Genomic DNA, 23,261 nt, shown 5'->3' on the forward strand with positions numbered 1-23,261 from the left:
GGCTCCTTTCATCGTTCCTGATCTCTCTGGCGTTTTTTCTGCCACTGTTCCAGCAGCTTGATAATAGTTTCCTGCATCCGCTGGGGCGTATAGCTTTTAGGGAAATACTTCCGCAAGGTGTCAGAGGTAAATGTCACTCGGTCCAGATCGCTTTTCTTTTCCTCACCCATGATGACACGCATCATATCGAGGGTCAGATGCCCCTCCTGACTGTATTTCTTGAGCCGCTGGGCTTGAGAAAGAGAAGGGGTAGCCTGTTCGCTGTCCATCGCGTCCAGCAGGTCTACCTGTTCTTCCTTTTTGAGAAAGGACAGCTCATAGGCAGGGTTCAGGGCAATCTTCTTTTCATCCACCATATCCATCAATTCAGGAATTAACTCTGTCAGACGGATATAGCGCTGAATTTGATTTCGACTTTGCCCCACCTGTTCAGCAAGCAACTGGTCTGATCGCTTTTGTGTCCCAACTTGGGACACATTTTCTTTACTCGGTCTGCCAGCCTGTCTTTTCATGGCATCCAGCTTCATCTTGTAGGCAAAGGCTCTTTCACTTGGGAGCAAGCTTTCTCGCTGCAAGTTGCTGTCAACCATAATGATCGTGGCGGCATCATCATCCAAATCCCGAACAATGACCGGCATGGTCTCCTTGCCTGCCAGCTCACTGGCTCTGTGCCGCCTGTGTCCGGCTACCAGCTCATAACCGCCCTCTGGGTCCGGTCGAGCAATCGCCGGAACCAGAACGCCATACTGCTTGATACTGTCAGCGGTCTCCATCATGGCTTCGTCATCCTTGACTTTGAATGGGTGGTTCCTAAAGGGATGCAGCTCAGACAGCGGAATCTCCTGAATCTTTTCCAGCTTTGCATCCTGACGGCCTTCTTCGGTGGAGAACAGATCATCTACCGAGGCCAGCTCTATTTTTTTCGCGCTGCTTTTCAAGTTTCAACACCTCCTTCGTCAGATTTCGATACCCCTCTGCCACTTTGCCGCCAGGGTCGTGGGCGAAAATACTTTTTCCCTCTGCACTGATTTCCTTTGCCCGGACAGAGTGCGGAATCTCTGTGCCGAATACTTTGATCTTGCTGCCATAGGTCTCCCGCAGGAGCGCGGAGATCTCTTTGGCAAAGTTGGTTCGGCTGTCCACCATCGTCAGCAGGATACCGTCTATCTGGAGCTTGGGGTTGATCTGCCGCTTTACCTTGTTTACCGTGGAGAGCAGCTGTTCCAGCCCTTTGGCGGGCAGATACTCCGCCTGAACGGGAATGATGATCCTGTTCGCAGCGGCCAGCGCATTGACTGTGAGCATGCCCAGGGAGGGCTGGCAGTCGATGAGGATATGGGAGTATTGCCCCTTCAGCGTGTCCAGATATTGCCGCAAGATAGTCTCACGGCTCATGGCGTTTACCAGGGATACCTCCATACCGGATAACTGGATGTCCGCAGGCATCAGGTCTACACCCTCTGGGTGGTGCAGGATACCCTCGCCGGGACGAAGCGGCTCATCCATCAGGATACGCCCCATAGCGTCTGACAACGTAAAGGGCAGCTTGTCCGGCTGGGGATGGCCCAGGCTGATTGTCAGGCTCCCTTGCGGGTCCCCGTCGATCAGCAGGACTTTCTTTCCGGCCTGCGCCAGCCCGATTCCCAAGTTGGCACAGGTCGTTGTCTTGCCAACGCCGCCTTTCTGGTTGGCAATGGCAATGATTTGCGTGTTCATTAACTTCACCTCATTTCTAATTGTTGCTGTTGCTTCTGGAAATAGAAAAAGCCGCCACTCCAAAATAAAAAGTGAAGTGACGGCTCTTTCTATCGCCGGAATACGAGTTCCTGAAATGAAAAAAGCACCCAGTCATTTATGATCTGTGTGCTACATCAAATTCATATTCAATTATTCAAATTAGCTCAAACTATGCCAAACTGCCACAGCCAAAAAACGAGGGGAAGGAGGGCTGAAAAGCACCCCCAAAATCGGCTCTCGGTTAACCACTTTGGGAACCACTTACCCCTCTTTTCGCCCTCTTTTTGGCCAGTTAACCACTTGCGGACCACTAAAAATTGGGTGAAAACGGCTCTCGTTTGGTCAAATGAGGTCAAACCATATCAGCCCGTTTAGATATAGCAAAAGCCCGGAAAACCTTGATTTTCCGGGCTTTTTGAACCATTTTGATATAGTCTGAGCAGTCGATTATCGCTTGCTGAACTGCGGAGCGCGACGAGCTGCTTTGAGACCGTACTTCTTGCGCTCCTTCATGCGAGGATCGCGGGTGAGGAAACCGGCGCTCTTCAGAGCAGCGCGGAACTCGGGGTTCATCTCCAGCAGAGCGCGGGAGACGCCGTGACGGATGGCGCCGGCCTGGCCGGTCACGCCGCCGCCGGTGACGGTAGCAACGATGTCCACCTTGCCCAGGGTGTCGGTGGTAGCCAGAGGCTGACGGACCAGGAGCTTCAGGGTCTCCAGGCCGAAGTACTCGTCGATGTCACGGCCGTTGATGGTGATGGAGCCGGTGCCGTTGGGGAACAGGTGCACACGGGCCACGGAGGACTTACGGCGGCCGGTGCCGTACAGGTAAGGCTTCTTGCTCTTATACATTCTCGTTTACCTCCTGCTTAGTTGAAAGCCCAGGGCTCGGGCTTCTGAGCGGTCTGCTGGTGCTCCGCGCCGCGGTAGATGTGCAGGCGGGTCAGGCTGTCCTTGGTCACGATGTTGCGGGGCATCATGCCGCGGATGGCCAGCTTCATGGCCAGCTCAGGCTTGTCCTGCATCAGCAGGCGGTACTTGGTCTCCTTGAGGCCGCCGGGATAACCGGAGTGAGTGCGGTAGTACTTCTGCTCCAGCTTCTTGCCGGTCAGGATGGCCTTCTCGGCGTTGATGATGACCACGAAATCACCGCAGTCGGCGTGGGGGGTGTACTCGGGCTTGTGCTTGCCGCGCAGCAGGGTGGCAGCGGCGGCAGCGGTCTTACCCAGGGGCTTACCGGCCGCGTCGAGGATATACCACTTGCGGACGATGTTTCCCTTGTTGGCCATAAAAGTGGACATGGTGAAACCTCCAATTTGCTTTCAAGTTCTATGATGAAATTTGGCTTTACAGAACACATGCCCCGCGTGTAGAATAGAACCTACGAACGGAGCGTATTGCATTATATTACAGTGTTTGGCCGGTGTCAAGGCGTTTTTTGGTAGTTTTTATTTAAAAAGTAAAAAGCTCTTTTTTTCTCTTGAAAGCTCTCGAAATCTCTTGATTGCTCACTTTCGATTTTTCTTTTAATGCGCGCGAAAAGTTCTGCATTTTCATCCGGGAGGGACATTATGAACAAAATCCTATCCTATGTCCGCCGCTGTGTGGAGGATTATGACATGATACAGCCGGGGGACAAGGTCGCGGTGGGTGTGTCGGGGGGAAAGGACTCCCTGGTGCTCCTGGCCGCCCTGGCCCGGCTGCGGGAATTCTACCCCAAGCCCTTTACCGTGGAGGCCATTACGCTGGACATGGGGACTGGCATGGACTTTGCGCCGGTGGCGGAATACTGCAAGCGGATCGATGTGCCCTATACCTGCATTCCGACGGAGATCGCCCATGTCATCTTTGATGTGCGGAAAGAAAAAAATCCCTGCTCCATGTGCGCCAAGATGCGCCGGGGGGCCCTTCACACCGCCCTGCTGGAGCGGGACATCCATAAGATCGCGCTGGGACACCACTTCGACGATGCGGTGGAGACCTTCTTCCTCTCTCTGTTCTATGAGGGGCGGCTGTCCTGCTTCCAGCCGGTGACCTGGCTGGACCGGACGGAGATCTCCCAGATCCGCCCCCTGCTCTACTGCGGGGAGGGGCATATCCGCCATGTGGCCCAGCGGGAGGGGCTCCCGGTGGTGCACAATCCCTGTCCCGCCAACGGATTCACCAAGCGGCAGGAGGTCAAGGAACTGGTGAAGGAGCTGGGGGAGCGCTATCCCAATCTGAAGAGCCGGGTATTCGGGGCTATGCAGCGGCTGCCCCTGCCCGAGTGGGGCCCGGTGGAGCACCGGAGAATGCCGCCGCTGGAGGAGGACGAGGACTGACATGCTGAAAGTGATCCACGGGGCGGATTTCCACCTGGACGCCCCTTTCCACGCGCTGCCGCCGGAGAAGGCGGCGGGCCGCCGGGCGGAGCAGCGGGAGCTGCTCTTCCGCCTGGCCGATCTGGCCAACCGGGAGGGGGCCGATCTGGTCCTCCTGTCGGGGGATCTCTTTGACGGGGCGGAGATCTACGGGGAGACCCTGGAGGCCCTGGAGAAGGCCCTGGGCTCCATCCGGGGACAGGTATTCATTGCCCCCGGCAACCACGATTTCTGGTCGGCCCGCTCCCCCTACGCGGCGCTGGAATGGCCAGAGAATGTCCATATCTTCACCGAGCCGCACCTGGAGACCGTGGAGCTCCCGGAACTGGGATGTACGGTCTACGGTGCGGCCTTTACCGGGGCGCACCGGAGCGACCGGGTGCTGGAGGGATTCCATGCGCCGGAGGACGGGAAGATCCACCTGCTGGTCCTCCATGCCGACGGCACGCCCAACAGTACCTACGGCCCCATTACTGAGGAAGATCTGGCCGGGAGCGGGCTGGACTATGCCGCGCTGGGGCACATCCATGCCCGGATCGGTCCCCGCCGCGCCGGAGCCACCGTCTGGGCCTATCCCGGCTGTCCGGAGGGACGGGGCTTTGACGAGCTGGGGGACAAGGGTGTCCTCTGCGGCAGCGTGGAGCAGGGGAATGTACAGATGGATTTTGTGCCGCTGTGTTCCCGGCGCTATTTGATCCGGGAGGTGGATGTGACCGCCCGGATGCCGGAGGAGGCCCTGCGGGAGGCCCTTCCGGAGGGGGAGAGCCCGGACTTCTGCCGCATCCTCCTCACCGGAGAGCGGGGCATGGAGGGGCTGGACCTGGAGAAGCTGGAGGCCCTGGCCCGCCCCCACTATTACAGTGTTTCCGTCCGGGATAAGACCCGGATGCGCCAGGACCTGTGGGCCCGGGCAGAGGAGGATACCCTGACCGGGCTCTTCCTGCGCGCCATGCGCCGCCGGCTGGAGGAGGCCCATGACGAGGAGGCCCGGGCCGCTGTGGAGCGGGCAGCCCGCTTTGGCCTGGCCGCACTGGAGAATCGGGAGGAGCCGCAATGAAGATCAAACGAATGACAGCCACCTTTGGGCGGCTTCAGAACGAGACCCTGGAGCTGGGAGAGGGGCTCAACCTGATCCAGGCCCCCAACGAAGCGGGGAAATCCACCTGGTCGGCCTTTATCCGGGCCATGCTCTACGGTATCCCCACCAAGGAGCGGGACCGGCAGGGCTTTATCGCCGAGAAAAACCGCTATCAGCCCTGGAATGGCTCGGCCATGGAGGGGCGCATGGAGATCGAGTGGAACGGGCGTCTCATCACTCTTCTGCGCAGCCAGAACCGCACGGTGCCCTTCGGCAAATTTGAGGCGGTGGACACCCGGACGGGGGAGCCCATTCCCGAGCTGACGGCGGAAAATGTGGGAGAGACCCTCATCGGGGCGCCGCGGGAGGTCTTTGAGCGCTCGGCCTTTGTGGGACAGGGAGCCACTGCGGTGGACGGCTCTCCGGCGCTGGAAAAGCGCATCTCTGCGCTGGTCTCCTCGGGAGAAGAGGATGTGTCGGGGGCCCAGGTGGAGCGGAAGCTCAAGGACTGGCTCAACCGGCGCAAGCACAACAAGACCGGCTGGATCCCCGAGCTGGAGCAGACCATCACAGAGTTGAACGAGGCCGCCGGGCGGCAGTCCAAGGCCCATCGCACCGCGGAGGAAGCCCTGCTGAGTCTGGACGGTCTCCGGCGGGAGCGGGACACCCTGGCGGTGGAGCTGGCCTATCACAAGGCGGCGGCGGAGCAAAAGAAACGTACTGCCTGGGAGCAGGCCCAGTCAGAGCTCTCTCAGGCCCGTGCCGAGGAGGAGAAGTACCGCGCGGAATTGCGCAGGGACGGAATGACCCCCGACCGGGAGGTCCTGCGCCGGACCCAGGAGGAGCTCAACCTGCTGCGCAATGTGGAGCAGAGGCTCAAGCAGGCCGAGCGGGACTACGAGGCGGCCATCCAGGCCGCCAATCGGGCCCGGCAGGAGGCCTCCGACCCCCTCTTTGCGGGGATGTCGCCCGAGGAGGCATGGGACAAGGCCAATCTGGACGCCGACGAGGTGGATCTGGAGGAGCCGACCTCCGGGGGAACCCTGGCGGCGGGACTTCTGCTGCTGGCCGGAGCCCTTGCAACGGCTGCCGCAGGGGTATTGCTGACCCCCTTTGCTTTCCTGGGCACGGCGCTGCTGCTCGTGGGGGGGATTATTCTGCTGGTCCAGAATGTCCGGCTCAAGCGGCAGGCTGCCACTATTCAGGAGGAGCGGGAAGAGATCCTCACCTGGTACGGCGTGGAGGATTCGGAGGAAATCCTGGCCCTGGCGCGGAAATACCGGGCCGGGTGGGAGAGCGCCCATGAGGCGGAGCGGGAGCGGCAGAATGCCGAGCAGACGCTCATTGATCTGAAAAATGAGCGGGAGCGCCTGCGGGCCCAGGTCCTGCCGCTGGTGCAGGGATTTGCGCCTGGGGCGAAGGATGCCTTTACCCTCTCGGCGGCCATCTCCAAGGCCCTCTTCCTCCAGGAGAAGCTGGAACAGGCGGCCATCCGGCGGGAAGGTGCGGAAAAATTGGTCCAGCGCCTGCCCGCTCCCCAGGAGGTCCCGGAAGCGGTCCCCGATGTGGAGCCCCGATATGACGGCACCTATACCGCCGTGCGGTTGAGCGCGGTGGAGGGCGAGATCGGGCGGCTCAACAGCGTGCTGGCTATGGCCCAGGGAGAGCTCAAGACCCTGGGCGATCCTGCCCAGACCCAGGCGGATCTGGAGCGGGCCCAGGAGAAGCTGGCCCTGCGCCGGCAGGAGTATGAGGCCATCACTCTGGCCCTGGAGGGACTGGAGGAGGCCAACCGCTCCATGCAGGCGCGCTTTGCCCCCGCCCTCAACGAGCGCGCCGGGGAGCTGATGGAACGCCTGACCGGCGGCCGCTATGACCGGGTGACCCTCACCCGGGAATTTGAGGCCATGGCGGAGGAGCGGGATGGGATGCTGCCCCGGCGGGTGCTCTCCCTCTCCCGGGGAACGGCCGATCAGCTTTACCTGGCGGTACGCCTGGCGGTGTGTGAGCTGGCACTGCCCGATGCCAATGCCGCGCCCCTGGTACTGGACGACGCGCTGGCCAACTTTGATGACGGCCGGATGAAGCTGGCTCTGGATGTGCTCCGTTCTCTGGGCAGAGAGCGGCAGATCCTTCTCTTTACCTGCCACAGCCGGGAGGGAAATTATCTCTCCGATGCCTACGACGTCCAGCATATTCCCTTGTCTTCGCGGGGCGAAGGGAGTAATTTGGTATGAACGGCGCAGAAGGAGGGGAGGCCATGATGAACCAGGCTGGCCAGGAGGAGGGGCTGACCAATGGTCAGGCACTTCGGCTGGACCTGTATTTCTGGCTCCAGGCGCTGGTCATGGCGCTCATTGCCCTGATTCTGGTCTTTACCTTTGTGGGCCGGGTCGTGGGCGTGGACGGCAGCTCCATGGAGCCCACCCTCCGGGACGGAGATATGGTCCTGCTCCAGAGTATCGGCTATCAGCCCCGGCAGCACGATGTGGTGGTGCTGACAAAGCCCTTTGGGAAGGTCAACGGTCCCATTGTCAAACGAGTCATTGCGGTGGGCGGACAGCATGTAGCCATCGACTACGATGCCGGTACGGTCACGGTGGACGGGGAGATCCTGGAGGAGCCCTATCTCAATGAGGCGATGGAGCGCCCACCCGAGGGATCCCTGCGCACCATCACAGAGGTCACGGTCCCCGAGGGGAGTATTTTTGTGATGGGGGACAACCGCAATCACTCCGATGACAGCCGCAATGAGCTGCTGGGTGTGGTAGATGAGCGGTATGTTCTGGGGCAGGTCATCGCGGTGGTGCTGCCCCTGTCCGACTTTGGTCTATTGGAATAGAAATCAAAAAGATGCGCCCGTCGGCCTTGGCCGGCGGGCGCATCTTGGCGCATACGGACAGAATCAGCGGCATCAGCGGCGGAGGATCACATGGATGTAGCTGAGCTGCCGCTCGATCAGGGTCTGGTTATCCAGGGCGTCACCCATCTGGATCTTCTGGGTGAGCAGCTCCTTGAAGCAGTAGAGAATGATCTCATTCATGGACTCCCGCTCCTCCAGCGAGAGGGAGGCCCCCTCCAGAACGGGCTGGAGCATCTGCCAGTTACGCTCTACCAGAGAGCCGCAGGTGAGCATCTCCAGCACGCTGTCATCCAGTTCGCCCAACTCCTCCGGGAAGACCTCGTAGTAGGCGTGGATGATTTCGGTGAGCTCTCCGCTGTACTTTCCATAAAAGAGGTTATAATAGGCGTGGGGATGGCGGAATGCCGAGGCGCAGAAGAAGCGCCACATGAACAGAAAACGCTGGAAGGCATCCTGCTCGTCGGCCAGATAGCGGGCCAGGTTCCGGTTGTAATCCTCAAAATATTTCATTGAGGCGTAGACCGTCAGATGGTCCAGGTCCTTGAAGTAGTTGTAGAGCGTGGCGCTGTTGTAGCCCGCCCGCTTGGCTACCCGGCGCAGGGTGAGGGATTCCATACCCTCATTTTCCATTAACTCGCTGGCCGCATTGATAAAACAGGCGAAAATTTGGTTGCGCTGTTCGGCCCGGTAAGGGGGTCTTGCCATGATAATGCCTCCTTAAAGTCCACCAGTGGCGCACAAAATTGCGCATGGTATCGTTCTGCCTCGATGGGATAGAAAATGAACTTATAAGTATGATTCCGGAGAGCGGAGCACTTTCCAATTCATTATACCGCGCCAATCAAATATAATCAAGATGATTATTCATTTATTTTTTTAATAACCGCGATTTAAAAGGGGTTTTTGCCATTGGGGGCAAAAAAATAGCTCTTGACTTTCTTGAAAAAGCATTATAAAATCACGCTGAAAGAATTGATCGTTTCAATAAAATGCGTGATGGGGAAAGAAACATTTTTAGGCATTTTACTTAAGTAGAGTGATGCCTTCTTGTGCGCCGTCCACACACGTTTATGTCCCGCAGGATCCAAAATGGAAGTTTGTAGGAGGCATCATACCATGGATAAGATTTATGACGTGATCGTTCTGGGTGCCGGCCCCGCCGGCCTGGCTGCCGGCCTGTATTCTGGCCGCAACCGCCTGAGCACTCTCATTATTGAGAAGGGCAAGGATGGCGGTCAGATCGCCATCACCGATGAGATTGAGAACTATCCCGGCCAGATGGTCGAGGGTGAGAGCGGCCCCAGCCTGATCGCCCGTATGACCGAGCAGGCCAAGAAGTTTGGTGCTGAGCGCGCCAACGATACCATTCTCAGCGTGGAGCTGGAGGGCGATGTGAAGGTCCTCAAGAGCGCCAAGAATGAGTACCGTGCCAAGACTGTTATCGTGGCCACCGGCGCGTTCCCCAAGCCCATCGGCTGTGAGAACGAGGCCAAGTTTATCGGTAAGGGCATTTCCTTCTGCGCCACCTGTGACGCCAATTTCTTCGAGGATTTTGAGGTCTATGTGGTGGGCGGCGGCGACTCCGCCGTGGAAGAGGCCATGTACCTGACCAAGTTTGCCCGCAAGGTCACCATCATCCACCGCCGCGACGAGCTGCGCGCCGCCAAGAGCATCCAGGAGAAGGCGTTCAAGAACGAGAAGCTCCACTTCATGTGGGACAGCGTGGTGCAGTCCGTGGGCGGCGACGAGCTGCTGAGCGAGATGGTCGTGAAGAACGTCAAGACCGGCGAGCTTACGAAGGTGGAGGCCGATCCCGAGGACGGTCTGTTTGGCCTGTTTGGCTTCATCGGCTACAACCCCAACTCCAAGCTGTTTGACGGCATCCTGGAGATGGAGAACGGCTACATCAAGACCGACGACAACATGCACACCAACATCCCCGGCGTCTTTGCCGCCGGCGACATCCGCGTCAAGAGCCTGCGCCAGGTGGTCACCGCCGCCGCGGACGGCGCTATCGCCGCCATGCAGGCTGAGAAGTTCATCAACGAGTAAATGAACGGCGCGGCAGCCGCCGCACCGAACAATGAAAGGGGTATATTACCATGCTGGAACTGACTAAGGAAACCTTCGAGGAAGAAGTGCTGAAGGCCGAGGGCAAGGTCCTCGTTGACTTTTACGGCGACGGCTGCGTGCCCTGCCAGGCTCTGATGCCCCACGTGCATGAGCTGGCCGAGCAGTATGGCGACAAGATCAAGTTCTGCGCCCTGAACACCACCAAGGCCCGCCGTCTGGCCATTGCCCAGAAGGTGCTGGGTCTGCCCGTGATCGCCATCTACGAGAACGGTGCTCAGATCGCTTCCTGCGTGAAGGAAGAGGCTACTCCCGAGGCTGTCAAGGCCATGGTCGAGGCCAACATCTAATTTTCTTGTGTAGTATGGGCATCCGCCCTTGCTATAAATCTACAAAGGAAGGAGAGAAACACCATGGGAATGCTGGAAGGCAAGAAGGCCATCATCATTGGTGACCGCGACGGTATCCCCGGTCCTGCCATCGCCGAGTGCGTGAAGACCGCCGGTGCTGAGGTCGTGTTCAGCTCCACCGAGTGCTTTGTGTGAACCAGCGCTGGTGCAATGGATCTGGAGAATCAGAAGCGGGTTAAGGACTTCTCCGAGGAATTCGGCCCCGAGAACGTTATCGTTATTCTGGGCGCTTCCGAGGCGGAGGCCTCCGGTCTGGCGGCTGAGACCGTCACCGCAGGCGACCCCACTTTCGCCGGTCCGTTGACTGGAGTCTCGTTGGGACTCAAGGTTTATCATGTGTGCGAGCCCGAGATCAAAGATGAAGTTGATCCCGCCGTATACGATGAGCAGGTCAGCATGATGGAAATGGTTCTGGACGTGGATGAGATCATCAATGAGATGAAGTCCATCCGTGATCAGTACTGCAAGTACTAATTGCGCTGTGAACACAAAAGTGGTGGTAGGACGCGGCGCGCCCTGTCACCACTTTTGTCGTTATTCCGGCAGTTTCCGGGTATCTCTCGTCCCGAAACGCAAACGACGTATCCCCGCGCGAAACGATGCGCATTATTACAGCCATAGATGGAAAGGCGGTTATTCACATGAACAGTGTTGTCAAGGGAACCGGCTATATCCTGGTTCATACTCCCGACATGGTGATCCACAACGGCACCACCCAGACCACCGAGCGCGTGGTCAATCCTGAGAGCGAGTACCTCAAGGAGCTGCCCAGCCACCTGCGCAGCTTCCAGGATGTGCTGGCCTACTGGCCCAACCAGACCTATATCGGCAATGTGACCCCCGCTCAGCTGGCTGAGCAGGGCACCTCCTGGGTGGACATGAAGTGCCCCGTTACCGATCGCCACGGCAAGTACGGCGAGATCATGCCCCAGGCCGAGTTCCTGCTGCTGATGCAGATCTGTGACTGCTTTGACGTGGTCAAGCTGGAGAAGGCTTTTGTGGCCGAGCACAAGGCTGCCATCGCCGAGCATCCTCTCTTTGACGAGGAGATGGTGGGCCGCCTGAACGAGGGCGTGGAGATCAGCGAGATCGAGCACCTGGTGAACGAGGAGCACGCTGAGGGCCTGTACCACAACAACAAGCTGGTGGGCTGTGTTAAGCGCGCCCACGACATCGACGTGAACCTGTCCGCCCATGTCATGCACGAGAACCTGGTGTCCAAGGCCTCCAGCGTGCTGGCTCTGCTGCATGCCGTGAAGAACGCCGGCATCGACAAGTCCGAGGTCGAGTACGTCATCGACTGCTGTGAGGAGGCCTGCGGCGACATGAACCAGCGCGGCGGCGGCAACTTTGCCAAGGCGGCTGCTGAGATCGCCGGCCTGCCCAACGCCACCGGTTCCGATACCCGCGGCTTCTGCGCCGGTCCTGCTCACGCCATTGTGGAGGCCGCCTCTCTGGTCAAGGCCGGCACCTACAAGACCGTTATCGTCACCGCTGGCGGCTGCACCGCTAAGCTGGGCATGAACGGTAAGGACCACGTCAAGAAGGGCCTGCCCATCCTGGAGGACATGCTGGGCGGCTTCGCCGTGGTCATCTCCCAGAACGACGGCGTGAACCCCGAGATCGACCTGTCCATCCTGGGCCGCCACACCGTGGGCACCGGTTCCGCTCCTCAGGCCGTCATCGGCTCTCTGGTGGCCGATCCTCTGGCCCGCGCCGGTCTGAAGATCACCGACATCGACAAGTACTCCCCCGAGATGCAGAACCCCGACATCACCAAGCCCGCTGGCGCCGGTGATGTGCCTCTGGCCAACTACAAGATGATCGCCGCTCTGGCGGTCAAGAACGGCGACCTGGACAAGAAGGCCATGCCCGAGTTCCTGACCAAGCACGGTCTGGTGGGCTGGGCTCCCACCCAGGGCCACATCCCCTCCGGCGTGCCCTTCATCGGCCCCGCCCGCGACGAGATGCTCGCCGGCGAGCTGAACACCGCCATGATCATCGGCAAGGGCTCCCTGTTCCTGGGCCGCATGACCAACCTCTTCGACGGTGTGTCCTTCGTCATCCGCAAGAACAGCGGTGAAGTGGAAGAGGGCGGCGTATCCACCGAGAAGGTGAAGAAGCTCATCGCCGAGTCCTTCCGTCAGTTCGCCGCCACTCTGGCTGTGGACGACGAGTAAGGAGGGAGACGCAATGGCTGACAAGACGAAAAAGCTGATTGCCGACACCTTCCTGGCCATCGCCGAGGGCCTGGAGACCGGCACGTTCGGCGCTAAGCCCAAGATCGCCGTCACCGCCATGGGCAGTGAGCACGGCGAAGAGACCGTGATGGAGGGCGCCGTCAAGGCCGCCCGCGCCGGCGCCGATGTGTATTTCATCGGAACCATCACCCATCCTGAGGTCACCACCGTTCCCGTGGCCGACGAGGACGAGGCCCACAAGAAGATGGAAGAGCTGCTGGAGACCGGCGCCGTGGACGGCGCGGTGACCATGCACTATCCCTTCCCCATCGGTGTGTCCACCGTGGGCCGGGCCGTCACCCCCGGCAAGGGCCATGAGATGTTCATCGCCAACACCACCGGCACCTCCTCCACCGACCGGATCGAGGGCATGATCAAGAATGCCATCTACGGCATCATCGCTGCCAAGGCCTGCGGCGTGGCTGACCCCACCGTGGGTATCCTGAACGTGGACGGCGCCCGTCAGACCGAGGGTGCCCTCAAGACCCTGAAGGAAAACGGCTACCCCATCACCTTTGCCGAGTCTGCCCGTGCCGACGGCGGCTGCGTGATGCGCGGCAACGACGTGCTCATGGGTTCCGCTGACGTGATGGTCACCGACTCCCTCACCGGCAACATCCTCTCCAAGATGCTCTCCTCCGCCTGCACCGGCGGCAGCTACGAGGCCGTGGGCTACGGCTACGGCCCCGGCATCGGCAAGGGCTATGACCGTCTGGTCATGATCATCTCCCGTGCCTCCGGCGCTCCCGTGATTGCCGGCGCCATCAACTACGCCGCCCAGCTGGTGCGGGGCAAGGTGTTCGAGGTGGCTGCCGCCGAGTTCGCCGCCGCCGAGAAGGCCGGCCTGGAGAAGCTCCTGGCTGAGCGCAAGGCCGCTGCCAACAAGTCCGCCGCTCCCGCGGAGGACGTTGTGGCTCCTCCCAAGGAGATCGTCACCGCCCAGATCCCCGGCATCGAGGTCATGGACCTGGAGGATGCTGTGAAGGCTCTGTGGAAGGAGAAGATCTACGCCGAGGACGGCATGGGCTGCACTGGTCCCATCGTCCGCGTGTCCGAGGCCAACAAGGACCGCGCGGTGGAGATCCTCAAGGCCGCTGGCTTCGTGTCCTAATCGGATATCGATACCCTGTAAACATGGGGCCCCCCTCCCGATCCCGGGAGGGGGGCCTTTTGTCGTTGACAGAGTATGGAAATGCCTCTAGAATAAAGCGAAAGACACAAAAAGGTGAAAAAACCGAAGGTGCAACCACAGATTGCGCCGGTGCAACGGGGTTGCGGTTTCCATTGAGTGTACAGTGAGAGAAAATAGAATGGGGGAGAAAGATGCAATTATATGAGAAGCTGGCATGGCTGCGCCGGGAAAAGGGGATCTCTCAGCTGACTGCGGCGGAGGCATTGAAGGTATCCCGCCAGGCCATCTCCCGGTGGGAGGTGGGGACGGCGGTCCCCACAACGGATAACCTGAAATATCTGAGCGAGCTGTACGATATCCCGGTGGATGTCCTGCTGGACGACAGCCAGGACATTCATGCCTGGCGGGAGAACCAGCAGAATCGGATCACAAAGAGCATGGGTCACAGGGTAAGCCGGCAGAGAAGAAGCGAATTGCGGCGATCCTGGCCCTGGTGCTGGCCATCGGAATTGGAGTGGGTATCATGATCGGGGCGATTATTTTTTCAAAGGAGGAGACAAAGGATTTTATAGAGATCGATGACATGGAGCAGGAGAAATTACCAGAGACAAACGATATAATGAAATTTTCTTTTAGTTGGTGATTTCATATGTCGTATGGAAAAAAGATATCATGGCCACACGAGATAGGGACGTGCCTGTTGACAGGCTATCTGGGGTTCCTTTTCAGTGTGATATGAGATATAGGGGAAGCAATGGGTCTCCCTATTCTGTGACTGGCCACCTCCAATTCCCCGCTGGTTTCGGGGGAAAGTTCGTATTTTATCAAGGCGTCAGGATTTGTAAATGATTAAAACGACAGATGAGAAAGGAGCACATGATATGAAACACACAAAAAAGATCCTCGCGGTCCTCAGTGCGGCGGCCATCGCGGCCTCTATATCCGCTCCTGCGTTTGCCGCAAACACCCCGAGGGAGGCGATCGAGGAAATTCCTCCCGTCATTGAAACGCTCCAGATCGGGGATGATATCTATCTGCTCAACGTTGAGCTGCTGCGGGATAACATTAGTTGTATTATGATGGAAACTGAGACGAGAGCTGGGGAAAGGACCACGACTCACGGTGATCCATACCAAACCTCCCAAAAAATATTTAACTACCGATACTCTGATGGAAATGGCAATCAGATCAGCACAGCTTATGTAACGACATACGGAGTATTCTCCCAAGTCGGAGGTACCTCTGAGATGACCGATGTATCGGTGACGTTCTCCGGAAGTCAGGAGAACAGTTTTGATGCCACTGTAAACCTCCATGAAAATACGGCCATGATACGAATCTATTATGAAGACGCGCTATTGGCTACATACCACTATAAAATTGCGACGAATGGTACGATCGGTTATGCCTGACACAGTACACACATATGGAAATAAAATTTAGAGAATATAAAGTGGTATGCAGATCATAGACCTGTAGGATGCCGTAAAGGCTCTGTGGAAAGAGAAATCTACGCGGAGGACGGCATTGGGCTGCACCGGCCCCATCGTGCGTATGTCCTGAATTTAATTGCATAGTTTATCCATACATTGAGGGATTCCAACCGACCACTAGGTGTAAATGCTTAGTGGTCGGTTTTTGTTTCTAAGAAATGAAAAAACTGTGTAAAATACGTGAAAAGATTCTGAAACTATTCTTGAAAAGGTGAAAATGGGGTGCTATACTGCCAATTGCAGTTGCAAAATAAGCTGTATATTTGAGAAAAGAAGGAAGTAATCTGGACATGAACATGAGCAAAAAGGTCCTGGCCGGCGTCCTGACCGGCTCTCTTCTGATGGGGGCGGCCCCTCTGGCCCTGGCCTCTCCCTACAATGACTCCAGCGTGACCGGCGGCAGCGAGGCCTGGAACGCATGGGTCGCCCAGTGGGACGCCGTCGCCACCGATTACACCAAGGTCTCTCTGACCCCCGGCGCCGATGAGACCGAGCTGAACTTCGCCTGGTACAGCAAGGTGGAGGACGGCAAAGCCGCCACTCCCGTGGTCCACTTTGGCACCGACAAGGAGAATCTGAAGACCTTTACCGGTACGGCGGATGCGGTGGACACCGCGCTCACCGACGGCGTGGCCTACCAGTACAACCATGTCACCGTCACCGGGCTTCAGGCCAACAGCACCTATTACTACACCGTGGAGCGCAATGGCGTCCAGTCCGACGTGGTTACCTATCAGACCCAGGACTTCTCCACCTTGAAGATTCTCTATGTGGGCGATCCCCAGGTGGGCGCCTCCAAGGGTCAGACCCAGGGAGATGTGACGCTCACTGCCGACTCCGGTGCGGGTAATTTGGCGGCCCGCAATGACAGCTTTGCCTGGGACCGTACCCTGGATATTGCCACTGCCCAGAACCCTGACCTCAACTTCATCATCTCCGCCGGCGACCAGGTCAACAAGACCGGTAAGGCCAAGGAGGAGGAATATGCTGGCTACCTGAGCGCCAGCGCTCTGGCCAGCCTGCCTGTGGCGACCACCATCGGCAACCATGATTCCCTGAACGCCGACTATATGTACCATTTCAATAACCCCAACACCACGGAGTATGGTAAGACGCAGGCCGGCGGCGACTACTACTATTCTTATGGTGCGGGTCTGTTCATCGTCCTCAACACCAATAACTACAACGTGGCCGAGCACGAGAAGGCCATCCAGGAGGCGATCGCCTCTAACCCTGATGCCAAGTGGCGCATCGTGACCATCCACCAGGACATCTATGGCTCCGGCCTGGATCACTCCGACACGGATGGCATGATCCTGCGCACCCAGCTGACCCCCATCTTCGATGAGTACGACATCGACGTGGTGCTCCAGGGCCATGACCATACCTACAGCCGTACCAAGATGCTCTACGGTGACGGTCAGACCCACGGCACTTACGAGTTCCGTCTGAACGACGAGGGCACCGACTACGATTGGGACAACGCCTACAACACCCAGACTGACGAGAAGATCCCCCTGTACCCCGAGGAGGGTGACACCACCGGTACCGCCGCTCACGATGCCTTCCAGGCCGACAACGGCTGCTATACCATTGAGAGCACCAGCGGCAACACCGTGACGAACCCCAAGGGAATTCTCTACATGACCGCGAACTCGGCCTCTGGCTCGAAGTTCTATGAGCTCATTGCCTCCCAGCAGGACTATGTGGCCGAGCGCAGCCAGAACTGGCTGCCCAGCTATTCCGTCATTTCCCTGAGTGAGGACACCTTCACCATCGATACTTACCAGATCACCGACGACGGCAAGACGGAGAAGATCGACGATACCTTCACCATCCGCAAGACTGCGGACGGTGTATCCGCCGCCACTCTGGATGTGGAGGGAGAGACCTACTACCGCCTGCGCGACGTGGCTGCCTCCGTTTCCGGCACCGACAACCAGTTTGATGTACAGTGGGACAACGGCGTGGTCGTCAATACCGGTAAGGCCTACACCGGCGCTGTGCCCACCGGGACCCCCGCTTCCGGCGCTGCTTCTGCGCTGAATATTACGGTGGACGGCAAGGCCGTCTCCACCAACGCCGTGCTGGCCGAGGGCAACTACTACGTGTCTGCGTCCTTCCTGGCGACTCTGGGTGTAAACCTGTAAAAAACGCCAAGCCCTGAACCAACCGACAGACAGCGGCCTCCGCGCCTGGTGCGCGGAGGCCGCTGTGCTACAAGAACGGAGTTTTGCCATGAAACAGAGAACCTTTTCCCACTTCCTGCTCCGCTGGGGCGTGCCACTTCTCCTTTTGGCAGTCTTTGTGGCTTTTGTTGTATCGATCAACCGGGTAGACAAAGTGCCGCTGGTCTCCCGGGAGGGCCAGACCTTTGAGAAGGGTGTGGTCACCCAGATTCTCCAGGATAATCTCATGCCTGACGGCAGCCGGGTGGGCGAACAGCGTGTGATGGTGCGCATGACGACCGGCGTCCGGGCTGGACAGGAGCTGGAGACAACCAGTTCTTCCGGCTATCTCTTCGGCGCGGGCTGCACCGTAGGTATGAAAGTGGTGGTCCTGCAGAGTGTGGCAGGGGAGTCCACCATTACCAGCGTGTACAGCCAGGATCGCGAGGGGGTCCTGTACCTCTTTGCCGCCCTCTATCTGGTGGTGCTGGTGCTGGTTGGCGGGAAACAGGGCCTTAAGGGCGCTCTGGGGCTGATTTTCACCTTTTTGTGTATCCTCTTTTTCTACTTGCCCCTGGTATACAGAGGATATTCCCCCTTCTGGGTGTCGGTGGGGCTGTGCGTGGTGACCACTGTGGTGACCATGTATCTGATCGGAGGACCCACCAAAAAAACACTGGTCGCCACCGGTGGTACGGTAGCCGGGGTGGTCATCGCAGGGGTGGCGGCCACATGCTTCAGCTGGGCCAGCGGCATCAGCGGCTGGAACGTGTCCGACATTGAGAGTCTCCTTACCCTCTGGAATGTGAACGGCATTCAAGTGGGAGGGCTTCTCTTCTCGGGGCTTCTCATTTCCAGTTTGGGGGCGGTAATGGATGTGGCTATGTCTATTGCCAGTGCAATTTCCGAGATCCATCAACAAAATCCGTCCCTGTCCAAACGGGCACTTTTTAAGGCTGGGATGCATGTGGGGCGGGATATGATGGGCACGGACTCCAACACGTTGATTTTGGCCTTTGCGGGCGGCAGCGTATCGATGCTGCTGCTGGACTATGCCTATGATCTGCCCTATCAGCAAATCATAAATTCCAACAACATTGGAATCGCTATCATGCAGGGCCTTTCTGGCAGCTTTGGCATCGTACTGAGCGTACCAGTGACGGTGTGCCTGGCAGTGCTCCTCTATACCTGGAAAGAAGAAAAGAGCGGAACGGAGCAGCCGTAAAGCAGATCTGGTTATATCCCCCTCCCATGTTGGGTGGGGGATATATTTTGGCAGTAGAAAAGGCGGTAACATTAAAAAAATCCCTTAAGAAGGACCCGGGAAAGAATGCAATCGCCTGGGTCCCCTTAAGGGATTTTATTTATATTCAGGTTATAATACGGGCCTGATCCAACCTCTGCCGAACCGGCAGAGGTGATGGATGTTTAGACGGTCTGAGCCTTGATCAGGTTGGTGGAGCCGCTCTTGCCGATGGGCACGCCGGCGGTGATGACCACGGTGTCGCCCTTCTGCACGGCGTCCTCCTTCACGGCCACTTCCACGGCCATGGAGAAGAGGCGGTCGGTGGAATCCACGTCGCCGGTCAGGTAGGAGTGCACGCCCCAGGAGATGGCCAGCTGGCGGCGGGTGCGCTCATTGGGGCACATGGCCAGGATGGGGCAGGCCGGACGGTAGCGGGAGATCACCCGGGCGGTATGGCCGGACTGGGTGGGGGTCAGGATGGCAGTGGCATCCAGATCCATGGCGGTCAGGCAGCAGGAGTGGGTGATGGCGTCGTTGATGCCCTGAATGCCGGTGAGCACGTGGCGCTGACGGAAGCGGTTCCAGTAGTTGATGGAGCCCTCGGCAGCGGTGACGGTATCGATCATGGTCTGGAGGGCTTCCACGGGGTATTTACCGGAGGCGGTCTCACCGGAGAGCATCACGCAGGAGGTGCCGTCAAACACGGCGTTGGCCACGTCGGAGACCTCGGCACGGGTGGGACGGGGATTGCGGATCATGGAATCCAGCATCTGGGTGGCAGTGATGACGGGCTTGCCCTGACGGATGGTGGCCTTGATCATCTTCTTCTGGAGGATGGGCACCTCGTGGGCGGGAATCTCCACGCCCAGGTCGCCGCGGGCCACCATGATGCCGTCGGAGGCCGCAATGATCTCCTCCAGGTTGTCTACGCCCTCCCGGTTCTCGATCTTGGAAATGATGCGCACGTGCTCGCCGCCGTACTCCTTCAGGCAGGCACGGATGTCCTCCACGTCGCTGGCCTTCCGCACAAAGGAGGCGGCCACAAAGTCAAAGTCGTTCTCAGCGGCGAACTTCAGGTCGGACTTGTCCTTCTCGGTGAGAGAGGGGAGCAGGATGCTCACATTGGGGATGTTGATGCTCTTGTTGTTGGACAGCGGGCCGCCGTTTTCCACGGTGCAGACGATGTCGTGGCCCTCCACCTTCTCTACCAGCAGCTCGATGAGGCCGTCGTCCACCAGAATGCGGCAGCCGGGGCCCACTTCGTTGTGCAGGTTGGTGTAGGTGACGGAGACACGCTCGGCATTGCCCACGATCTCGTCGGTGGTAAGGGTAAAGGTCTGGCCGCGCTCCAGCTGCACGGGATACTGCTCAAAGCTCTTGATGCGGATCTCGGGGCCCTTGGTGTCCAGAATGGTGGCCACGGGGACGCACATCTCGTCCCGGACATGCTTGAGCATATTCAGCTGGGCCAGGTGGCTCTCGTGGGTGCCGTGTGAGAAGTTGAACCGGGCGGCATTCATGCCGGTCTCGATCAGCTTGCGGATCATCTCCGCGTTGGAAACGGCGGGGCCGAGGGTGCAGATCACTTTGGTCTTTCTCAAAGCAGTTACCTCCAAACCATGTAAATGGCAGTTCAATTCCAAAAAAACAGTCTATCCATTCTTACTTATCTTGATTATACCTTAGAATACGCGCGCGTGAGAAGCGTCAAAAATCACAAGAAACGGGGGGCGGACGCAGAATACTCCCCACGGCGTGACAAAAGAGAGGGAAAATGTTCCTTAAGTTTCTCCTTGCTGAAATGTGAAGAGATCTTGGTTGCTGATAGAGCTCACGCAGTAGAGGGTCAGGACCAGATCTGGGTCGATTTCACGCAGCGTATCCAGCAGATCCCCGTCAAAATAGCGCAGATCAATGGTGGTCAGCTCCGAACAGGAGAGGGCCAGGAAGGGGGCCAGGGCGCAGGAGAAGGACTCCCGCAGCAAAACGATCTTTTTTCCGTCCGGGTTGAGGTGGTTGGTCATAGTGGCGATACCGTAATCCCCGCCGGAGTAGAGGGTGTAGGGATTGCCGCCGAACCAGTCCCGCTCCGCCACGCGCTCGGGGAACAGGAGGGACTGGGAGAAAGTGCCCGTCCGTTCCTGGGCGAAGGAGGGAGAGGCATAGGTAAAGTTTGTCTCAAAGCGCGGGATATATTCCGTAATATCGTCGGTGCCCGCGTAAAGTGTGCCGGTTCGCTTTCCCTGGCTGCCTAAAAAGTAATCCTCATAGACCTTAGTTTCATAATTGGCGGGGTCGGTGTACTCGCTCGGGGTATGGATGCCGTAATCCTGAGCGAGAACGCCGGTCAGCTCCTGCCAGGCCAGGAAGGCGCCCTCGGGCTTCCAGTGGTGATCGGTGCGGAAGAAGAGGGAGGCATAGTCCTCCTGCTGTGCAAAGAGCGGGCGCAGGTCCCAGGTATCCGTGCCATGTGCCTGGAGACCGGCGAGCAGGCGGTCGGCGTTGTCGTTGGCGTAATCGTAGATACCGGGGGGCAGGAGCGCCTCCTCCTGTCCGTCCTGGATCTTCTGAGGGGCGGCCACATAGAGCAGAGGGATGTCCCACTGTGCCAGGGCATCGTGGAGGTCATTGACAGCCTGGATTTGGGGAGAGACATCCAGCGGCTGAGCATCCGGATAGGAGAAATTCAGCGTTCCGTTGGAGAGCCGGACCACCCGGGCCGCCTGGTTCACATCCTCCAGCATCCGCCGTCCGGACAGACGCTGAAAGCCGCCGTAGAGCTGGATAAAGCCGTGGCTTTGGTCCAGGTCCTCGTTGAGGGCGGACTCGGCCTGTTCCACAAAGTCCAGCACATAGCCCGGGTCCCGGCGGAGCTTGCCCAATTCCTCGCGCAGGGTGCTCTGGCCAGAGAGAAAGAGAAAGGCAATGTAGCACAGTCCCGTGGCCAGCAGGAGGAAGAAGAGGACGGCAGTGATGGTCTCTTTCCGGTGTTTCATAGCGCGTCCTCCTTAGAAGTTGGAATAGATAAAGGGATTATAGGTTCCCTTGACAATGAAGCTGGCCGAGATCACCAGCAGCAGAAGCAGGGCCGCAGAGCAGCACAGATCCCGTGCCAGTGCGGCGCGGCCCTTCCAGTGGGCGGTCCGCGCCCCCAGCCAGGGGAGCACCGGGGCACAGCCCAGGACGGCCGCCAGAAGAATGGGGAGGTTGTCCGTGAGGAAGAGGGAGGCGTAGCCGTCCCACATACCGGCCGCGGGCGTAAACATGGCGTGGAGATAGGGCAGGGCCACGCTCAGCTGTTCTGCCCGGAAAAAGACCCAACCCAGATTGACCAGGAAGAAAGTAAAGAGCCACTGGGTCCACTTGGGCCAGCCGCGGCCCAGGCCGCAGAACTTCTCCAGAAATTGGAGGGCAAAATAGTACAGACCCCACAGCAGGAAGGTCCACGCGGCCCCGTGCCAGATCCCGGTGAGGAGCCACACCACAAAGAGATTGCGGATGTGCTTCCAACGCCGGTCCACCCGGCTTCCGCCCAGAGGGAAGTAGACATAATCCCGGAACCAGGTGGACAGGGAGATGTGCCACCGATGCCAGAACTCGGTGACCGAGCGGGAGATGTAGGGGTAGTTGAAGTTTTCGAGGAAATGGAAGCCGAACATACGCCCCATGCCAATGGCCATATCAGAGTAGCCCGAGAAATCGTAGTAGATTTGGAGGGTGTAGCAGAGGGAGCCCAGCCAGGCCATCCCGGTGGAGAGGGCGTGGGGGGAGAGGCCGTAGGCAAAGTCGGCTACCACCGCCAATTGGTTTGCCAGGATGACCTTCTTGCCCAGGCCCACCAGGAAGCGGCACACCCCGGCGGAGCAGTCCTCCCAGGTCTCCCGGCGGCCGTCGATCTCCTCCGCCACCGTCTCGTACTTGACGATGGGACCGGCGATGAGCTGGGGGAAGAAGGAGATGTACAGGGCCACTTTCAGCGGATTGCGCTGGACCTGGCCCCGATCCCGGTTCACATCCAGCACATAGCTCATGGCCTGGAAGGTGAAAAAGGAGATGCCGAGGGGGAGCTCGATCACCGGGACGGTGAGGGAGAGACCCAGCCGTCCCAGCTCGCCCAGCACAAAGGTGAGGTATTTGAAAACAAACATCAGCCCCAGGTTGGAGGCCACCGAGAGGACCACCGGTACACGGGTGGACTTTCCACGGCTCTTTTGGGCGTGGACCCACAGGCCGAAGGCGTAGTTGACCAGGATGGAGGCCATCATCACCAGGACGAACCAGGGCTCACCCCAGGCGTAGAAGAGAAGGGAGCCCACCAGCAGCAGCAGATTCTGGGCAGGGCGGCTCCACCGGCCCAGCAGGCGGCAGGGACCGTAGTAGCCCAGCAGCATCAGAGGCAGGAAGAGGAAGAGGAAGATGGAACTGGAAAACAGCACGCTTCAGGACTCCTTTTCAGCGAAAATC

21 protein-coding genes are annotated in these 23,261 nt (G+C 58.8%); 13 read left to right on the forward strand and 8 right to left on the reverse strand.

Annotated features, from left to right (window positions below):
- Nucleotides 1–8: 8 nt before the first annotated feature.
- From GPK94_RS12075 to rplM, 4 genes are all read right to left on the reverse strand, one after another.
- The gene (locus tag GPK94_RS12075) at nt 9–938 is read right to left on the reverse strand and encodes a ParB/RepB/Spo0J family partition protein (RefSeq protein WP_097770161.1); all 930 of its coding nucleotides are present in this window, start codon (nt 936–938) and stop codon (nt 9–11) included.
- Nucleotides 895–1,716 carry a ParA family protein gene (locus GPK94_RS12080; RefSeq protein WP_097770162.1) on the reverse strand — a complete coding sequence of 274 codons (822 nt, stop codon included), beginning with the start codon at nt 1,714–1,716 and terminating at the stop codon, nt 895–897. The genes GPK94_RS12075 and GPK94_RS12080 overlap by 44 nt, the downstream gene beginning before the upstream one ends.
- A gap of 468 nt (nt 1,717–2,184) precedes the next feature.
- On the reverse strand, nt 2,185–2,589 hold the full coding sequence (gene rpsI, locus GPK94_RS12085) for a 30S ribosomal protein S9 (RefSeq protein ID WP_101691503.1): 405 nt from the start codon (nt 2,587–2,589) through the stop codon (nt 2,185–2,187).
- Nucleotides 2,590–2,606: 17 nt separating this feature from the next.
- A complete protein-coding gene (gene rplM / locus GPK94_RS12090) occupies nt 2,607–3,038 on the reverse strand; it encodes a 50S ribosomal protein L13 (protein ID WP_101691502.1) in 432 nt (143 codons plus the stop codon).
- A 270-nt stretch (nt 3,039–3,308) separates the two neighbouring features.
- On the opposite strand from rplM, the gene GPK94_RS12095 reads away from it, so the two are divergent.
- From GPK94_RS12095 to lepB, 4 genes are read left to right on the forward strand one after another with little or no spacing between them, the layout of a single operon-like run.
- On the forward strand, nt 3,309–4,058 hold the full coding sequence (locus GPK94_RS12095) for an ATP-binding protein (protein ID WP_215655929.1): 750 nt from the start codon (nt 3,309–3,311) through the stop codon (nt 4,056–4,058).
- A 1-nt stretch (nt 4,059) separates the two neighbouring features.
- On the forward strand, nt 4,060–5,154 hold the full coding sequence (locus tag GPK94_RS12100) for a DNA repair exonuclease (protein WP_215655930.1): 1,095 nt from the start codon (nt 4,060–4,062) through the stop codon (nt 5,152–5,154).
- On the forward strand, nt 5,151–7,412 hold the full coding sequence (locus GPK94_RS12105; protein ID WP_215655931.1) for an AAA family ATPase: 2,262 nt from the start codon (nt 5,151–5,153) through the stop codon (nt 7,410–7,412). Before GPK94_RS12100 ends, GPK94_RS12105 begins: the two co-directional genes overlap by 4 nt.
- The gene (gene lepB, locus GPK94_RS12110; RefSeq protein WP_252192625.1) at nt 7,409–8,017 is read left to right on the forward strand and encodes a signal peptidase I; all 609 of its coding nucleotides are present in this window, start codon (nt 7,409–7,411) and stop codon (nt 8,015–8,017) included. Before GPK94_RS12105 ends, lepB begins: the two co-directional genes overlap by 4 nt.
- Before the next feature lie 72 nt (nt 8,018–8,089).
- Here lepB and GPK94_RS12115 read toward each other — a convergent pair whose 3' ends face one another.
- Nucleotides 8,090–8,743: a TetR/AcrR family transcriptional regulator gene (locus tag GPK94_RS12115; protein ID WP_101691497.1), complete on the reverse strand. Its 654-nt coding sequence runs from the start codon at nt 8,741–8,743 to the stop codon at nt 8,090–8,092.
- 411 nt (nt 8,744–9,154) lie between these two features.
- On the opposite strand from GPK94_RS12115, the gene trxB reads away from it, so the two are divergent.
- The 9 genes from trxB (at nt 9,155) to GPK94_RS12160 (ending at nt 18,776) form a co-directional block, all read left to right on the forward strand.
- Nucleotides 9,155–10,090 carry a thioredoxin-disulfide reductase gene (trxB, locus tag GPK94_RS12120; protein ID WP_215655932.1) on the forward strand — a complete coding sequence of 312 codons (936 nt, stop codon included), beginning with the start codon at nt 9,155–9,157 and terminating at the stop codon, nt 10,088–10,090.
- A gap of 50 nt (nt 10,091–10,140) precedes the next feature.
- Nucleotides 10,141–10,458: a thioredoxin domain-containing protein gene (locus GPK94_RS12125; protein WP_101691495.1), complete on the forward strand. Its 318-nt coding sequence runs from the start codon at nt 10,141–10,143 to the stop codon at nt 10,456–10,458.
- Nucleotides 10,459–10,521: 63 nt separating this feature from the next.
- Nucleotides 10,522–10,992, forward strand: coding sequence for a glycine/sarcosine/betaine reductase complex selenoprotein A (grdA, locus tag GPK94_RS12130; RefSeq protein WP_101691494.1), 471 nt, complete (start codon nt 10,522–10,524; stop codon nt 10,990–10,992).
- 167 nt (nt 10,993–11,159) lie between these two features.
- Nucleotides 11,160–12,698 carry a glycine/sarcosine/betaine reductase complex component C subunit beta gene (grdC, locus tag GPK94_RS12135; protein ID WP_195279473.1) on the forward strand — a complete coding sequence of 513 codons (1,539 nt, stop codon included), beginning with the start codon at nt 11,160–11,162 and terminating at the stop codon, nt 12,696–12,698.
- A 13-nt stretch (nt 12,699–12,711) separates the two neighbouring features.
- On the forward strand, nt 12,712–13,869 hold the full coding sequence (gene grdD, locus GPK94_RS12140) for a glycine/sarcosine/betaine reductase complex component C subunit alpha (RefSeq protein ID WP_101691492.1): 1,158 nt from the start codon (nt 12,712–12,714) through the stop codon (nt 13,867–13,869).
- 212 nt (nt 13,870–14,081) lie between these two features.
- A complete protein-coding gene (locus GPK94_RS12145) occupies nt 14,082–14,417 on the forward strand; it encodes a helix-turn-helix transcriptional regulator (protein ID WP_215655933.1) in 336 nt (111 codons plus the stop codon).
- Nucleotides 14,418–14,771: 354 nt separating this feature from the next.
- A complete protein-coding gene (locus tag GPK94_RS12150) occupies nt 14,772–15,302 on the forward strand; it encodes a hypothetical protein (protein ID WP_215655934.1) in 531 nt (176 codons plus the stop codon).
- A gap of 371 nt (nt 15,303–15,673) precedes the next feature.
- Entirely contained in the window at nt 15,674–17,533 is a 1,860-nt protein-coding gene (locus tag GPK94_RS12155; RefSeq protein WP_215655935.1) for a metallophosphoesterase family protein, read from the forward strand.
- A gap of 88 nt (nt 17,534–17,621) precedes the next feature.
- Nucleotides 17,622–18,776: a YibE/F family protein gene (locus tag GPK94_RS12160; protein ID WP_186963980.1), complete on the forward strand. Its 1,155-nt coding sequence runs from the start codon at nt 17,622–17,624 to the stop codon at nt 18,774–18,776.
- 203 nt (nt 18,777–18,979) lie between these two features.
- Here GPK94_RS12160 and pyk read toward each other — a convergent pair whose 3' ends face one another.
- The 3 genes from pyk to GPK94_RS12175 form a co-directional block, all read right to left on the reverse strand.
- Nucleotides 18,980–20,398, reverse strand: a complete 1,419-nt coding sequence (gene pyk, locus GPK94_RS12165; RefSeq protein ID WP_235964306.1) for a pyruvate kinase — start codon at nt 20,396–20,398, stop codon at nt 18,980–18,982.
- Between the two features lie 180 nt (nt 20,399–20,578).
- Nucleotides 20,579–21,793, reverse strand: a complete 1,215-nt coding sequence (locus GPK94_RS12170; protein ID WP_215655936.1) for a DHHW family protein — start codon at nt 21,791–21,793, stop codon at nt 20,579–20,581.
- A gap of 12 nt (nt 21,794–21,805) precedes the next feature.
- A complete protein-coding gene (locus tag GPK94_RS12175) occupies nt 21,806–23,233 on the reverse strand; it encodes an MBOAT family O-acyltransferase (protein WP_215655937.1) in 1,428 nt (475 codons plus the stop codon).
- Between the last annotated feature and the right edge of the window lie 28 nt (nt 23,234–23,261).

The sequence above is a fragment of the Pseudoflavonifractor sp. MCC625 genome (assembly GCF_018784545.1).
In the GTDB taxonomy this organism is placed as follows: Bacteria; Bacillota; Clostridia; order Oscillospirales; family Oscillospiraceae; genus Pseudoflavonifractor_A; species Pseudoflavonifractor_A gallinarum.